Origin of the sequence: Anaerotignum lactatifermentans, from assembly GCF_014982935.1 — a bacterium.
GTDB lineage: Bacteria > Bacillota > Clostridia > Lachnospirales > Anaerotignaceae > Anaerotignum > Anaerotignum lactatifermentans.
In genome coordinates, this window is the sequence record NZ_JADCKK010000059.1 from 1 (window position 1) to 15,900 (window position 15,900).

Sequence of the window (15,900 nt, forward strand, 5' to 3'; positions counted from 1 at the left end):
TCCTAATTATCCACTACAATTTTCAGACCAGCACTGGTGTGGTGGTCTTATTTTGATACCCAATTTTCAACCTGTATAAAATTTTCAATGTTCTTTTAATTTAGCCTTGACTTTTTATTTGCAGGCTATTTTTGGTTTTGGAAAAAGAAACTGCGAAAAAGTTTGGCGTTGGGACAGTCAGACTGGATGCCGTCGGTTTTGTTTGGCAAAAAGGGAGCCATTTGTGTATCCTCTGTTCCGCAGAGCCCCACTGCCGTGTACCGCTTCAGAAAATCCCCGAAGGAATGCCCCAATACATAGAGGTGATATTCTGCGGCATATAAATCCAGATAAAGAACCGGCGGATCGAAAGGATCCTGACTGTAGTCAAATATCAGATAATCTCCGCAGGGTACCCAGGTTAGAGGGAGTACATTTTGCAGCTGTGCAGCAGAGGGATGCTCTGGTTCTACCAGACAGACGTGAATCGCCTCCTGACAACTTTCGTTTAATAACGGCAGGTCATCCAGAGAAAGTTCCAGAAAAGCGGAAAATAAACTATGGATGGAAGACGGTAATTTTTTCAAGAAATCATCAGAAAAATACGCGGTCAATTTCAGATAGCGTGCATGACAGAGAAAAAATGTCCGCAGGCTGTCGGGAAGCCTTCGATTGATTTGCTTTTCTACAGCGGAGATTTCTTCTTCGGTGGCAGGAGGTTCTAACTGAAATAAAGGGGAATCATCTTTATCACAGATTGGCTTATATGCCTCCATCCAGCGGGACATGGTTTTCAAAATTTCTTCATAGTCCATATATATCACTCCATTCTTCCGAAAAAAGCTCTTTTTTTCATCATAAAGAAAAAGGGAATTTTTGTCCAGAAAAAAACAGCTTTGAAAGGTTTCATCAAAGCTGTTTTAGCAGTATTTTCATCAGTAAACAAAGAAAGCTGAAATCCTAATCTATTGTAGAGGATTCCAGCTTTCTGATTTTTATAAGATTTTATTTGTTTCTGAAGAGTAAGTTGCTTTTTATGTATCTCTTATTTTTGTTCTGCTTTTTCACTCTGTAATGTGGTGATAATATGGTCGATGATTTGGGCAGTCAGTCCCCAGATGGTTTTGCCTTCATAATTGTAGAACAGTTCAGGAACCTTGTAATCCCGGAAACCATATTCCTTGCCGTTTTCAATGCGTTCATAAGGAAAAGACACAGTCATATCTGCCCGCCAGTACATGTAATGGACTTCCGGTTTCTGTTCCATGAAAAAGGAAATGGGCACTGTAAAGACTTCTGCCACTTCTTCTTTCTGGCAAGTCAGATTCTTGTAATGGTCATAGGAAACGAATCCGATATACGGCTGAATCAGCGCACCGTAAACGGTGAGCATGAAGTTACTTTTGCCTAAAATCTGGATTTGTTCCGCAGGAATGCCGATTTCTTCCTCTGTTTCCCGCAGAGCGGTTTGTTTCAGGTTTTCGCCTTTTTCCTGATGCCCACCGGGAAAGCAGATGTCGCCGGGCTGACGCACATGGGCAGCACGCTTGGTCAGAACAAAATGCAGTTCATTATTTTTCTCTGTCAGCAGAGCCATGATGCCGAATTTTTTCAGTTGCAGTATGGGCTGCGGTTCCTTTGCGCCAAAAGTCTGGCGAAAGTCCGCGGTAGTAGGTTTTTCTGCCAAAACAATCAGTCCTTTCTCAGTTTGATATAGGAAGCGGCGCGTTTCCGCCGGTTTTCTTCAATTTCCGCATAATGTTTTCGGGTGGTGTTAACGTCTGCATGTCCCAATGTATCGGCTACCAGATAAATGTCGCCTGTTTCCTGATAGAGATTGGTGCCGTAGGTACTCCGCAGTTTATGAGGCGTAATGTTTTTTGCCGTAACACCATGGGCATACTTTTTCACCAGATTCTGCACAGCACGAACAGAAATGCGTTTTCCCTGAGAAGAAAGGAAAAGGGCGTCGTCATTTTCGTCTTTGGTGACTACCTGATTCCGTTCCTCAAGATAATCGGAAAGGGCTTCTGCCACTTCTTCTCCGAAATACAGCATCACTTCATTACCGCCTTTGCGCAGGACTTTTACAGCATAATTCTGAAAATCCAAATCTTTCCGGTTGATACCCACACATTCTGATACACGCATACCAGTGCCCAGCAGCAATGTGATGAGTGCCAAATCACGCTTTTTTGTTTTCTCATGGCGAGCTTTCTGCCGGTCAGTCAAGTTATTGCCGCTTTCCACCGCATCCAGCAGGTTTGCCATTTCGTTGACATCCAGACGGGTAATTTTCTTTTCGTGGATTTTTGGCGTATCCACAATGGTGGCAGGATTGGCTTTGATCTTTCCTTTTTTATAGAAGTATTTATACATGGAACGAACGGAAGCCAGTTTTCTTGCCTTGCCTTTTTCATCGTTATGGTGGGCTGTCTGCTGCTGGGGCTGGTTCTGGTCAGGGGCTATATAATAGGAAAGATATTCCAGATAACATTCGATATCCTCTGACGTAATCTGATCCAGTGCATCCACTTCCAGATGGCGGGTTTCCATACCCCCCAGTTTATCATGTTCTTCATAAAGATAACGGAAGAATACGCGCAGGTCATAGGCATAGGCCAGTCTGGTTTTTGTGGAAGTGGTCTGAGCGATACCACGGAAAAACTCCCGCAAAAATGGCGGCAGGTCTGCCTGTACTTCTCGCAGCAGTTCCGTTTCTTTGATCTTCAGTTCTTCATGGTAAACAGACATCTTAGATCTCTCCGTTCCAACCCTTGATTTGTGAGCGCTTGATGGCGCCGAATACTTTTTCCTGCAAGTTATCGTAATTTTTGGACAGTTCCGCCAGCAGTTCTTTTGTTTCCTGACGTTTGGTGTTGCCGTCTGCCAGACAGGGGTTTTTTACAATATCAATGCCGCTTTTTGTCACAAAAGAACGACATTCCCATTCGGGCACATACATGAGCGGGCGAATGGAATAGAGCTTGCTCCGATCCAGATAGCTGACAGGTGCAAAGCAGTTGATGCGCCCTTCGTAAAACAGGGACATGAAGAATGTTTCCACCACGTCGTCTTTGTTGTGACCCAATGCTACTTTATTACAGCCCAGTTCTTCCGCTTTGGTATTCAAAGCGCCTTTACGCATTTTTGCGCAGAGGGAACAGGGATTTTTTTCTTTTCTTTCTTCAAAAATAATCTGTCCGATATCCGTGTTGACAACGGTATAAGGCACACCGATGCTGTCACAAAGTGCCTGAATGTCATCGTAGACAGCCCCGGGCAGTCCCAGAGAAACGGTGATGGCTTCCAGTTCGAAGTGCTTGGGATAAAAACGCTGCAAATGCTTCAGTGCAATAAGCAGACAGATGCTGTCTTTCCCCCCGGAAACGCCCACAGCGATTTTGTCGCCTTCCTCGATCATGTGGTAATCGTCCACGGCACGGCGGACATAACTCAGTAATTTCTGTAATTTCATAAATGCTTGTTCCTCCTCATTTCATGGTTTCCATTATAGCGAATTTTTGTGAAAAATCAAAGGAATACTGTTCATTTTTTTGGAAAAGGGATATAATGAAAGCAATATAGATTTTGAAACGTATCATGGGAGGAACCATATGAAAAAGTCAATGACCTTTCTGCTGGCAGCAGCGGTAGCAATGTTCGCAGGATGCGGACAGGAAGAAACAGTAGAGAAACAGCCGGAAGTGACTGTGGAAAAAACGGCTGAAGAATTGAAAGAAGATGCTGTGGCAGAAAAATTGGAGCACATGACTGTAGAGGAAAAAGTAGGGCAGATGCTCATGATGGATTTTCGGAAAAATCCTGACGACAGCGGCATGACTGTTCTTTCGGAAGATGTGGCACAGAAGATTGCTGACTACCATTTGGGCGGTGTCATTTTGTTTGCGGAAAATCTGGATACAGCAGAACAGACCAAAGAACTTGTGGCAGATATGCAGAAGGCGGCGGACATGCCTTTGCTCATTGGCATTGACGAAGAAGGCGGCATGGTTTCCAGATTGGATAAAAGTCAGATTCCCCATACTTCTATTCCCAATGCAAAAGACATGAATGGAGATACAGCGCAGGCGGAAACCGCTGGTAAGGAAATTGGCAGCGTCCTGTCAGAATTGGGAATCAATGTGGATTTCGCACCCATTGCGGATATTCATACCAATCCAGAAAATACAGTCATTGGCGATCGTGCTTATGGAACCGATGCCCAGACAGTGGCGGATATGGCTTCTGCCTTTGCAAAAGGGCTGGAAAGCGAAGGTGTCAGCGCAACGGCAAAACATTTCCCGGGACATGGTGATACAGGGACAGACTCCCATGACGGTATGGCTGTTTCAGAACATGATTTGCAGCGCCTGCAGGAAGTAGAATTTGTGCCTTTTCACCGTTTGGCAGATGAAGGCATTGATTTGATGATGGTGGGACACATCACCATGCCTAATGTGACAGATGATGGTCTGCCGGCAAGCCTTTCCAAAGAAGCCATTGATTTATTGCGGGAAGAATTGGATTATGACGGCATCGTTATCACCGATGCCATGAATATGGGTGCCATTGTGGATTATTACCCTGACGGAGAAGCGGCAGTGAAAGCGGTGGAAGCAGGTGTGGATATTGTGCTGATGCCGGCGGATTTGGATGATGCCTACAACAGCCTGTGTGAAGCAGTGCAGACCGGGGAAATTTCAGAAAACCGGCTGGATGAAAGTGTGGAAAGAATCCTGTCTCTGAAGTATGATAAGGGAATGTTGGTTCCATAAATGCAAAGTATTGAAAAAACAGCAAAAAATTGGTATAATATTTTTTAATCTTTTTTAAAAATCCGAAGAAAAACGGGGAGTTAAAACATATGAATGAGGAAGAAAGAGGGGTGACAGGTATGGCTATTGAAGATCAACTGTATCAGGAATTGGTGGAAAAAATCAAAACGTACCATCCTGCAAAAGACTTTGATATGCTGGAAAAAGCATACAATCTGGCAAGAGAAGCCCATAAGGATCAAAAGCGTAAGTCCGGCGAGCCATATATCATTCATCCTTTGAAAGTTGCGTATATTCTGGCTGAACTGGAATTGGACATGGAATCCATCGTTGCGGGGATTCTCCATGACACCATTGAGGATACGCCTTATACCTATGAAGATATTTCACGTATTTTCAGTGAGGAAATCGCCGTTCTGGTTGATGGTGTTACAAAATTGGGTAAGTTGTCTTACTCCACAAAAGAAGAAATTCAGGCAGAAAACTATCGTAAGATGTTTTTGGCAATGGCAAAGGATATCCGTGTTATTTTGATCAAGCTGGCTGACCGTCTGCATAACATGCGGACACTGAACTATATGACGCCGGAAAAACAGCGGGAAAAAGCCCAGGAAACCATGGATATCTATGCGCCTTTGGCACATCGTCTGGGGATTTCCAAGATCAAATCGGAAATGGAAGATCTGTGCTTTAAGTATCTGAATCCAGAAGCCTATTTTGATCTGGCTGCAAAGATTGAAAAGAAACGTATCGAGCGTGAAACATTCGTTGCGGATATCGTCAAAGAAGTCCGTGAAAAAATGGAAGAAGCGGGTATCAAAGGCAAAATTGAAGGACGCAGCAAACACTTTTTCAGTATTTATAAAAAAATGGTCAACCAGAATAAGACACTGGACCAGATTTATGACCTGTTTGCCGTTCGTGCCATTGTGGATTCCGTCCGCGACTGTTACGCGGTGCTGGGTATCGTCCATACCATGTATAAACCTATGCCGGGACGATTCAAGGACTATATCGCTATGCCCAAGCCCAATATGTATCAGTCCCTCCATAACACACTGATCGGTCCTTCCGGGGAACCTTTCGAAATCCAGATTCGTACATGGGAAATGCATCGTACCAGTGAATATGGTATCGCAGCCCATTGGAAATACAAAGAAGGCAAATCCGGCGAAAAAGGCACCAAAAAAGAAGAAGCAAAACTGGCTTGGCTCAGACAGATTCTGGAATGGCAGAAGGATATGTCCGATAATAAAGAATATCTGGATACCATCAAGCTGGATTTGAATATCTTTACTGACCAGGTATACGCTTTTACACCACAGGGCGAAGTTATTCAGCTGCCAAAGGGTTCTACACCCATTGACTTTGCTTATATGATTCACTCCGCTGTCGGCAATAAGATGGTAGGTGCAAGAGTCAATAACCGTATGGTAACCATTGACTATAAGATTCAGAACGGGGATATTGTGGAAATCATGACATCCCAGAACTCCAAAGGTCCTAGCCGTGACTGGCTTACATTGGTCAAGAGTTCTCAGGCACGTACCAAGATCAAGCAGTGGTTTAAAAAGGAAGAAAAAGAAGAAAATATCATCCGCGGTCGTGAATTGATTTTGGCGGATATGAAGAAAAAAGGTTTGCAGCCTTCCGACCTGCTCCGTCCTGAATGGCAGGAACTTGTCATCAACAAATATGACTTTAAGGATTGGAATGCGGTCCTTGCAGCCATCGGATACGGCGGTTTGAAAGAAGGTCAGGTTGTCAACCGACTGAAAGAAGAATATCTGAAAGAAAAACGGAAACAGCAGACAGCAGAAGATATTCTCAATGACTTTGAGAAAACTGTCAGCCAGAAACCGTTGAAACATAAGAGCAAGAGCGGCATTGTGGTAGAAGGTGTCGGCGACGTTGCCGTGCGTTTCTCCAAGTGCTGCAGTCCCGTTCCCGGCGACGAAATCGTTGGTTTTGTCACTCGCGGACGTGGGGTTACCATCCACCGTACTGACTGTATCAATATTCTGAACCTGAGCAATGAAGAACGGGGCAGATTGATTGATGCGGAATGGGATACCCAGTATACCCATGGGGAAGTGGATGCTTCCTATCTGGCGGAAATTCGCGTCATTGCCAACGACCGTACTGGTCTGCTGCTGGAAATCAGCCGCCATCTGGCAGACGAGGACATTTCTGTCAAAGGCTTCAATATCCGTACCACAAAGGATATGACAGCCATTTTCAACATCACTATGGAAATCAGAACCAAAGATCAGCTGGAACGTGTCAATAAACGTCTGAAAGGTATCAAAGGCATCATTGATATTGAACGTGTCAGCGGTTAAGTAATAGGAGGATGAACATGCGCGCAGTATTGCAGAGAGTTTCACAGGCAAGCGTAACCGTTGACGGTCAGGTCATCGGTGAAATCGGAAAAGGTGTTATGGTATTGTTCGGCATGCTGGGAACAGATGACGACAAAACCATTGAATATATGCTGGATAAGGTTGTAAACCTGCGTATTTTTGAAGACGAAAACGGCAAAATGAACCTGTCCTTGCTGGACATTGACGGGGAACTGCTCATTGTGCCTAACTTTACTTTGTATGGCGATGCTAGAAAAGGCAGACGTCCCGGTTACTCCGGCGGTGCGGCTCCAGATGTGGCAACAGTGCTGTTTGACAAACTTTGTGCAAAAGCAAAGTCTATGCCCATTAAGAAAGTGGCAACCGGTCAGTTCCAGGCAGATATGAAAGTGGCACTCATCAACGATGGTCCTGTGACACTGCTGCTGGATAGTGAAAAATTGTTCTAAAAAAGGATTTTGGATATGATATATTATCGTTTGCGGGGACATGAGCTGCAAAATGACGTGCAGACCATGGTACAGGTGTTTTACCCCAACTTGCATTATTATCGGACAGAGGAAATCTCTGCCGAAGAAACAACCGTAGAAAGTTCCGTGGAAAAAGGCATTGCTTCGGCAATGCTTTATCGGCGTGGAGAGCAGGTTTCTGCTTGGTCTGTGCCTTATACAGAACCTTTGACAGAAAAAGAGAAAAAACGTCTGGTAAAGCTGACCATTTTTGCCCTTTTGAGCAGAGAAACGGGTATGTATCCCAGATGGGGGCTTTTGACAGGGGTTCGTCCTGCGAAAATCGTCAATACCCTTCTTTCTGAAGGCAAAAGCGACGAAGAATGTCTGCGGTATCTCACAGAAAAGTATCTGGTGGCGCAGCAGAAAGCGGAATTGACTTTGAAGGTGGCAAAAGCGGAGCGCAGACTTTTGGCAGGCAATGAAAAAACAGACATCAGCCTGTATATCGGCATTCCATTCTGTCCTACCCGCTGTCTGTACTGTTCCTTTACAGCTTATCCCTTGAAGCAGTATGAAAAAAGAGTGGACGAGTATCTGGATGCCATGTTCAAAGAAATGGAATATCTGGCAGAGTACGCCCAGAACTTCCATTTGAAAAATATCTACATCGGCGGCGGCACACCTACATCTTTGACAGAAGAACAGCTGGAACGTCTGCTGCAAAAGGTACAGGAACTGTTCGCACCTACAGAAGATATGGAATACACTGTGGAAGCAGGTCGCCCCGATACCATTACGAAGGAAAAACTGCGGCTCATGAAAGTTTATGGTGTCAACCGTATTTCCATCAATCCCCAGACCATGAACGAGGAGACTCTTAAACGTATTGGCAGACGCCATACGGTGGAGGACATTCGCCGGGTATTCTGGGAAGCTAGAGAAGTGGGACATGACAATATCAACATGGACTTGATTCTGGGTCTGCCTGAAGAAACACCGGAAGATGTACGTCAGACTATGGAAGAAATCATAGCACTGGAACCAGATAATGTGACTGTTCACACACTGGCGGTAAAACGTGCATCCCGCCTGAAAGAGCAGTTTGACCTGTATACCATGACCACAGCAGAAGTGCTGGAGGAAATGCTGGAAATCGCAGCGGATTATGCGGAAAGAATGGGACTGGAGCCTTATTATATGTATCGCCAGAAAAATATGGTAGGGAACTTTGAAAATGTGGGATATTGCAAACCCGGCAAAGAAGGGGTTTACAACATCCAGATCATGGAAGAAAAACAGACCATTCTGGCGGCAGGCGCAGGGGCAAGCACAAAAACTGTTGACCCCGCTACAGACCGCATCGAGCGTGTGTTTAACGTAAAGAGCATTGAAGATTATATCGGCAGAATTGACGAAATGATAGAAAGAAAGCGGCAGGGATTGCCGCAGGGAGGTAAATTATGATTCAGTTGGTAAAAGGTACAAAGGATATTTACGGTGCAGAGGTAAAAGCATGGCAGCGCATCGAAGGCAAAATGCGCAATCTCTGCGAAACATTCGGCATTGGGGAAATCAGAACACCTGCCTTTGAATTTACAGAACTTTTTGTCAGAGGCGTAGGGGAAACAACCGACATCGTACAGAAAGAAATGTATACTTTCACAGACGACGGTGACAGAAGTCTGACACTGCGCCCCGAAGGTACCGCAGGTGCCGTTCGTGCGTACATCGAACATGGTATGCACAACAACGCACAGCCCACAAAGCTGTATTATATTTCTCCCACATTCCGTTGTGAAAATACACAGGCAGGCAGACAGCGTCAGTTCCACCAGTTTGGTGTGGAAATGCTGGGTTCCTACAGCGCAGCACAGGATGCGGAAGCTATTTCCGTTGCAGCAGCACTGCTGGAAGAAATGGGCATCCATGGTGTACAGCTGCGTATGAACAGCTTGGGCTGTCCTGAATGCCGCAGCAGATACAACAAACAGCTGCGCGAATTCATCGGCAATAATTTGGACAAGCTGTGCCCTACCTGCAAAGAACGTTTCGAAAAGAACCCTCTGCGTGTTCTGGACTGTAAAGAAGAAAGCTGTCAGGCAGTTATCGCAAACGCGCCTTCTGTTCTGGATTGTCTGGATGAAGAATGTACTGCACACTTCCAGAAAGTACAGGATATCCTGACAGAAATGGGCATTGATTTTGTTATTGATCCTAAGATTGTTCGTGGTCTGGACTACTATACAAGAACTGTATTTGAATTTGTATCCGATGGTTTGACTGTTTGCGGCGGCGGTCGTTATGACAATCTGGTAGAAGAATGCGGCGGCAAACCCACCGGCGCCGTTGGTTTCGGCCTGGGTATTGAAAGACTGATGATGATTCTGGAAAAACAGAATGGTCCCATCGAAGAAGCTCCTGAACGTGACGTTTACATCGGTTCCATGGGTGAAAAAGGCTTGATCAAAGCTCAGGGCATCACACTGGCACTGCGGAAAGCAGGCGTGCGCGCAGAATGCGATACCGTAGAACGCAGCGTAAAGGCACAGATGAAATACGCAAATAAAATTGGTGCGAAATACTCCGTTATCATTGGGGATTCCGAACTGGAAAACAACAGCGTAGAGCTGAAGGAAATGGAAACAGGTGAAAAAGAAACTGTTGTTCTTTCCGAACTGGCAGAAGTGCTGAAAGCAAAATTGAAATAAGACAGAGAAAAGGGACAGAAAGGATTCTGTCCCTTTTTTTATCTGAAAAAAGAAATGACGATTCTAATCTCTTGTGGTATGATGTAAGAAAGACAAGTGTACATGAAGAAAGGAGGGCACCATGCTTGACAGTATCCCTGATGGGGATGAAATGAAAAGCTTGTTGGGAGATTTCCTGTATGATGTTTGGACACAGTTAACTGCTTGCATTGATGAAACATATGACATGGAACGGACATGGAACAAAGGCGGCAAGGCATGGAAATATGAGTACAAATATCGTCGGGGCGGTAAGACACTGTGCGCTTTGTATGCGCGGGAAAACTGTATGGGATTTATGGTCATCCTTGGAAAAGAGGAGAGAGCAAAGTTCGAAGCGGACAAAGATGCCTATGCCAAAGAAATTCAGCAGGTATATGAAGAATCCAAGACCTATCACGATGGAAAGTGGCTGATGTTTGAGCCAAAGGATCAGTCGTTATTTGATGATTTCATGAAATTGCTGTTGATCAAAAGAAAACCTAACAGAACGTAATTTGTTTCTGCACATGAGGAAAATGGATGCGGAAAAGAGCAGAAATACAATCTTTTCCCTCAGAAAAACAGGATTTTGACAAAAGAATGTCAGTATTGTGGCAAAAGTCCTTGCCACAATGCCCATTCTGGTATTATAATTTTAATGTAGGATATTTTATTCCTAAAAAAGAGAAAGAGGTGTTTTAAAAATGGCATTGGTAACAACAAAGGAAATGTTTGAAAAGGCATTCCAGGGCGGTTACGCGATTGGTGCGTTCAACATCAACAATATGGAAATCGTACAGGGCGTTGTGGCTGCCGCAAAAGCACAGAACTCTGCAGTTATCCTGCAGGTATCTAAAAGTGCGCTGAAATATGCTCACCCCAAATACCTGAAAGCTATGGTTGACGCGGCTGTAGAAGAAACAGGTCTGGACATTGCGCTGCATCTGGATCATGGTCCCGATCTGGAAACATGTAAAGAATGCATCGAATGCGGTTTCGCATCCGTTATGTTCGACGGTTCTCATTATGATTACGAAGAAAACGTAGCAAAAACAAAAGAAGTAGTAGAATATGCGCATGCAAGGGGCGTAGTGGTTGAAGCGGAATTGGGCAAACTTGCAGGCGTAGAAGACGATGTAAAAGTAGACGCTGCCAACGCTACTTACACAGACCCTGACCAGGCTGTAGACTTCGTAAAACGCACAGGCGTTGATTCTCTGGCAATTGCCATTGGTACAAGCCATGGTGCTTACAAATTCAAAGGTGAAGCAAAACTGGACTTCGACCGTCTGGAAACCATCACAAAGAAATTGGAAGATGCCGGCTTCCATAATTTCCCCATTGTACTGCATGGTGCTTCCTCTGTAGACCAGAGATGCGTTGCAATGTGCAATGAATACGGTGGTAAAATCGACGGTGCAAAAGGTATCCCTGCGGAAATGCTGCGTAAAGCATCTTCCATGGCTGTTTGCAAAATCAACATGGACACAGACCTGCGTCTGGCTATGACAGCTGCAATCCGTAAATCCTTTGGCGAAAATCCCGCTGCTTTCGACCCTCGTGGTTACCTGGGTGACGCAAGAAACCTGATTCAGGAACTGGTAGAAGACAAAATCAAAAACGTGATCGGTTCTGTAGATTCTATGAAATAAGAAATATCAGAACAATGATATTTAACTAAAAATAGAAAGAGCAATATCTGTTTGAATATACAGATGTTGCTCTTTTTTTGTACGGGAAAAGATACATGTTCTTGCAATGCCTTTATGGATGGGATAAAATAGAAACAGAGTAATTTGTTATCCAAGGAGGGATTCTTATGTATGAACTGGTTCAGGTGGCAGCAAACACCTATTATATCAATAGCCCGTCTAAAATGGGGGTATACCGTGTCAGCGACGATGATGTATGGCTCATTGACAGTGGCAATGACAAGGATGCGGGTAGAAAAGTGCAGAAAATTCTGGAAGCACAAGGCTGGAAGCTGACAGCAATCATCAATACCCATTCCAATGCAGACCATATCGGCGGCAATACGCTGCTGCAAAATCGTCTGAATTGTGCCGTTTACAGCACACCTATGGAAAACGCTGTTATTGAAGCACCTATTCTGGAACCCTCTTTCCTCTATGGGGGCTATCCTTTCAAAAAACTGCGGAATAAATTCTTAATGGCAACACCTTCCAAAGCTCAGGATATTGCGGAAGCGAAACTGCCGGAAGGCATGGAGATCATTCCGCTGGGTGGTCATTTCTGGCAGATGATTGGTGTGAAAACGCCTGATAATGTATATTTCCTGGCAGACTGTTTGTTTGGTGAAAATATCGTGGCAAAATACCACGTGAACTTCGTTTATGACTTGCAGGCATTTTTGGATACACTGGATTTTGTGGAACAGTTCCAGGGAAAACTCTGTATTCCTGCTCATGCGGAACCCACAGAGGATATTGTGTCACTGGTAAAAGTCAACCGTGATAAGTCTTTGGAAATTCTGAATAAGCTGCTGGAAATCTGCAAAACACCAAAGAACTTTGAATTGGTATTGAAAGAAGTATTTGAAGCCTTTGATCTGACCATGGATTATGGACAGTATGTCCTTGTAGGCAGCACCATTCGTTCCTATTTATCCTACCTGCTGGATAAGGGACAAATGGAAGCTTATGTGGAAAATAATCTGCTTCTTTGGAAGACCGCAGAAACTGTATAATTTGCTGAAAAAGTTTGTGACATTTTTTGTTATATTCTGTATACAGATTTCCTGTTTTTTGTTGACATGCTCATAGATAGGCTTTATTATATTGCATAGACCATTGAAACGGCACTGCTTCGGCAGTGCCTTGGTTTTCTATTAGGAGAAAAAATGAAAACGTCACAAAGGAGGAAAAACGAAAATGAGCACCACTGCGGTTCAGCCCAAAGAAAACAAAATGGGAACCATGCCTATCAACAAGCTGCTTTTGAACATGTCTTTGCCTATGATGATTGCCATGCTGATTCAGGCGCTGTATAACATCATTGACAGTATGTTCGTAGCACAGATCAGTGAAAATGCCCTTTCTGCGGTTTCACTGGCATTCCCCATGCAGAACTTTATGATTGCTGTAGGTACAGGGACGGGCGTTGGTGTCAATGCGCTGCTTTCCAAGAGCCTGGGCGCAAAGCGTATCAAAATTGCAAACAAAACGGCAAATGTCAGCATGTTTCTGGTATTCATGAACTGGATTCTGTTTATCCTGATTGGTCTGTTTGTAGCAAAACCCTTTTTGATGGGGCAGACCAAAGTGGCAGAAATCGTTGATTACGGCAATACATACCTGCGGATTTGCTGTGTGGCATCTCTGGGGATTTATGCGGAAATCGCACTGGAAAGATTGCTGCAGGCAACAGGACGCACCTTCTATACCATGATTACGCAGGCAACAGGTGCGGTTGTGAATATCATTCTGGACCCCATTCTGATTTTTGGCATGTTTGGTATGCCGAAAATGGGTGTTGCAGGTGCGGCATTGGCTACCGTTATCGGTCAGTTTATTGCAGCAGGGCTGGCACTGTTTTTCAACTTAAAGGTAAACCATGATATTAAATTTGACTGGAAAAACATGCTGCCTACAAAATTTGTGCTTTTCCATATTTATAAAGTTGCGGTACCTTCCATTCTGATGGTTTCCATCGGTTCTGTCATGATGTTCTGCATGAACCGTATTCTGGAAGTGTTCACCACAACAGCCATTGCAGTATTTGGTGTATATTTCAAATTACAGAGTTTTATCTTTATGCCGATTTTCGGTATGAATAATGGTATGGTACCCATCATTGCCTATAACTATGGCGCAAGACATCGTGATCGTATCATTGGTACCATCAAACTGGCAGTGATGTATGCAGTTGCTATGATGCTCATTGGTTTTGCAGTATTCCAGATTATTCCTGATAAACTGCTGCTGATGTTCAACGCATCCGAAAACATGCTTGCCATTGGTGTTCCAGCATTGCGTCTGATTTCCATCAGCTTCCTGCTGGCAGGTTTCAACATCATTTGTTCCTCTGTATTCCAGGCAATGGGCAATGGTGTTTTCAGTCTGATTGTTTCTGTTGTCCGTCAGTTGGTGGTATTGGTGCCTGTAGCGTTTCTGATTTCCAAGATGGGCGTTCTGGACCGCATTTGGTGGTCTTTCCCTATTGCGGAAGTTGTGGCAGCGGCAATTTGTATTTTCTTCCTGCGGAAGATTTTGAAAATGCTTGATTTTTAAGAGAATCAGAAAAGATGGTTTGTTCTTTCGGGACAGCCATCTTTTTTTGTTTGGTTGCGAAAAATGCCGCTTGTGTGGTACACTGAATTTATCAAAAAAGCAGGAGGTTACCGATGATTATTTACATCTGTCTTATGGCAGTGATGGCATATCTGGCGTTTCGATGGGGAAAGGAAACAAAGACAGGCACCTGTCATATGATGAAAGAGTATACAGAGAAAAAAGAAATGGCACAGCAAGTTGGAAATTTACTGCAGTTTGTAGGGAAATGCGCCTGTGCCAGCGGTGGACTCATGGCAGTCTGCTTTTTCTGGAGAATGCTGGCAGGAGATTTTCCGAGAGTGTTGGCAGCGGTTTCCATTTTATTTTACAGTGTTGGTTTTATCCGTGCCATGTTGATTCTGCAAAGAATACAGAAGGAAGAGAGGGGACAAAATTGAAGTATTTTGGTATCATGCTGTCCGTATTTGGTCTGGATACAGTGACGAAAATCTGGGCAAGAAAAAAACTGCCTCTGGGTGGAAAAACAGAAATCATCAAAGATAAATTTTATTTTCGGCGCATAAAAAACGATGGTATGGCATATAATACCCTTGAGCGAAATCCCAAAGCAGTGTTATATCTCACAGGCGGACTCATCGGTTGGTGCTTCGCTGCTTTCTGTATGATGCTCACAAAACAGGAGGAAAAAAAGCATTTGCTCCTGCCGCTTTCTGTGATGTTGGGCGGCGCTTTGGGTAACTTTTGGGATCGTATTCGACGTGGTGGTGTGACAGATTTTCTCTATATCAAGTGGAAAAAAGCGCCTATTTTCAACCTGGCTGACATTGCCATCGTAAGCGGCGGAATCTGGGGATTGCTTGCCTCTTTATGGAAAAGATAACAAGGAATTGGTTTTATTTTTAAAAAAACTATGGTATTTGTATAGATTAGGGGTTGAAGAATGTCGATAAACGTAGTATAATACACTCAGGAAACATCCTGAGATGCTCGATAGCCCATCGTTATTGAACCTACATGACTGAAAAGGGATTCCTATAAGCTAAAGTGATGTCAGGCCTCAAGATAATTCCCTTTGGGCGGAGGAAGACTGAGACTTTGGCTGCGGTTGCCCACCTGGCTTAGGCTAGGTGTCAAGAGATGGGAACGGCATTTCGGGATCTCCGTGCGTATGAGAACAGGTATATGGATATTGCATAATATTCATATACCTGTTTTTTCGTGCATAAAAACCTGCTAACAAAAGTCAAGACCTTTTCGCAGGTTTTTTAAATGTTCTCAACTAAATAAAAATTCCACGACAATTAGACCGGCTCAAAATCCGGTCTGTTGTTTTCTTGGGTTTATTT

Annotated in this window: 16 protein-coding genes and 1 other RNA gene; 13 read left to right on the top strand and 4 right to left on the bottom strand. The window is 44.1% G+C overall.

The features are described 5' to 3' along the window. Positions 1 to 125 precede the first annotated feature (125 nt). The 4 genes from INF29_RS11825 to INF29_RS11840 all read right to left on the bottom strand — a co-directional run bounded on the left by INF29_RS11825 (position 126) and on the right by INF29_RS11840 (position 3,457). A complete protein-coding gene (locus INF29_RS11825) occupies positions 126 to 794 on the bottom strand; it encodes an SMI1/KNR4 family protein (protein ID WP_193486777.1) in 669 nt (222 codons plus the stop codon). 230 nt (positions 795 to 1,024) lie between these two features. Further along, positions 1,025 to 1,666: an NUDIX hydrolase gene (locus INF29_RS11830; protein ID WP_087988932.1), complete on the bottom strand. Its 642-nt coding sequence runs from the start codon at positions 1,664 to 1,666 to the stop codon at positions 1,025 to 1,027. Between the two features lie 5 nt (positions 1,667 to 1,671). After that, complete coding sequence (locus INF29_RS11835; protein WP_193486779.1) at positions 1,672 to 2,733, bottom strand: tyrosine-type recombinase/integrase; 1,062 nt, start codon at positions 2,731 to 2,733, stop codon at positions 1,672 to 1,674. A gap of 1 nt (position 2,734) precedes the next feature. Continuing rightward, positions 2,735 to 3,457, bottom strand: coding sequence for a tRNA 2-thiocytidine biosynthesis TtcA family protein (locus tag INF29_RS11840; protein WP_072850277.1), 723 nt, complete (start codon positions 3,455 to 3,457; stop codon positions 2,735 to 2,737). Positions 3,458 to 3,596: 139 nt separating this feature from the next. Here INF29_RS11840 and INF29_RS11845 point away from each other — a divergent pair, with 139 nt between their 5' ends. The 13 genes from INF29_RS11845 (at position 3,597) to ssrS (ending at position 15,716) form a co-directional block, all read left to right on the top strand. Beyond that, a complete protein-coding gene (locus INF29_RS11845) occupies positions 3,597 to 4,757 on the top strand; it encodes a glycoside hydrolase family 3 protein (protein WP_193486781.1) in 1,161 nt (386 codons plus the stop codon). A gap of 89 nt (positions 4,758 to 4,846) precedes the next feature. Then, on the top strand, positions 4,847 to 7,099 hold the full coding sequence (locus INF29_RS11850) for a RelA/SpoT family protein (protein WP_272872656.1): 2,253 nt from the start codon (positions 4,847 to 4,849) through the stop codon (positions 7,097 to 7,099). Between the two features lie 17 nt (positions 7,100 to 7,116). Then, on the top strand, positions 7,117 to 7,569 hold the full coding sequence (gene dtd / locus INF29_RS11855; RefSeq protein WP_022254560.1) for a D-aminoacyl-tRNA deacylase: 453 nt from the start codon (positions 7,117 to 7,119) through the stop codon (positions 7,567 to 7,569). Between the two features lie 15 nt (positions 7,570 to 7,584). After that, positions 7,585 to 9,036, top strand: a complete 1,452-nt coding sequence (hemZ, locus tag INF29_RS11860; protein WP_193486783.1) for a coproporphyrinogen dehydrogenase HemZ — start codon at positions 7,585 to 7,587, stop codon at positions 9,034 to 9,036. Then, a complete protein-coding gene (gene hisS / locus INF29_RS11865; protein WP_207728167.1) occupies positions 9,033 to 10,280 on the top strand; it encodes a histidine--tRNA ligase in 1,248 nt (415 codons plus the stop codon). Before hemZ ends, hisS begins: the two co-directional genes overlap by 4 nt. Before the next feature lie 121 nt (positions 10,281 to 10,401). Then, complete coding sequence (locus INF29_RS11870) at positions 10,402 to 10,815, top strand: DUF3788 domain-containing protein (RefSeq protein ID WP_193486785.1); 414 nt, start codon at positions 10,402 to 10,404, stop codon at positions 10,813 to 10,815. 26 nt (positions 10,816 to 10,841) lie between these two features. Beyond that, entirely contained in the window at positions 10,842 to 11,003 is a 162-nt protein-coding gene (locus INF29_RS11875; RefSeq protein ID WP_159432867.1) for a hypothetical protein, read from the top strand. A 2-nt stretch (positions 11,004 to 11,005) separates the two neighbouring features. Continuing rightward, positions 11,006 to 11,953 carry a class II fructose-1,6-bisphosphate aldolase gene (fba, locus tag INF29_RS11880; protein ID WP_193486787.1) on the top strand — a complete coding sequence of 316 codons (948 nt, stop codon included), beginning with the start codon at positions 11,006 to 11,008 and terminating at the stop codon, positions 11,951 to 11,953. 167 nt (positions 11,954 to 12,120) lie between these two features. Continuing rightward, entirely contained in the window at positions 12,121 to 13,008 is an 888-nt protein-coding gene (locus INF29_RS11885) for an MBL fold metallo-hydrolase (protein ID WP_193486789.1), read from the top strand. 184 nt (positions 13,009 to 13,192) lie between these two features. Next, entirely contained in the window at positions 13,193 to 14,551 is a 1,359-nt protein-coding gene (locus INF29_RS11890; protein ID WP_193486791.1) for an MATE family efflux transporter, read from the top strand. 113 nt (positions 14,552 to 14,664) lie between these two features. After that, positions 14,665 to 14,991, top strand: a complete 327-nt coding sequence (locus tag INF29_RS11895; RefSeq protein WP_193486794.1) for a hypothetical protein — start codon at positions 14,665 to 14,667, stop codon at positions 14,989 to 14,991. Beyond that, positions 14,988 to 15,434 carry a signal peptidase II gene (lspA, locus tag INF29_RS11900; RefSeq protein WP_193486796.1) on the top strand — a complete coding sequence of 149 codons (447 nt, stop codon included), beginning with the start codon at positions 14,988 to 14,990 and terminating at the stop codon, positions 15,432 to 15,434. Before INF29_RS11895 ends, lspA begins: the two co-directional genes overlap by 4 nt. A 92-nt stretch (positions 15,435 to 15,526) precedes the next feature. After that, positions 15,527 to 15,716: non-coding RNA, 6S RNA (ssrS, locus tag INF29_RS11905), on the top strand. Positions 15,717 to 15,900 lie beyond the last annotated feature (184 nt).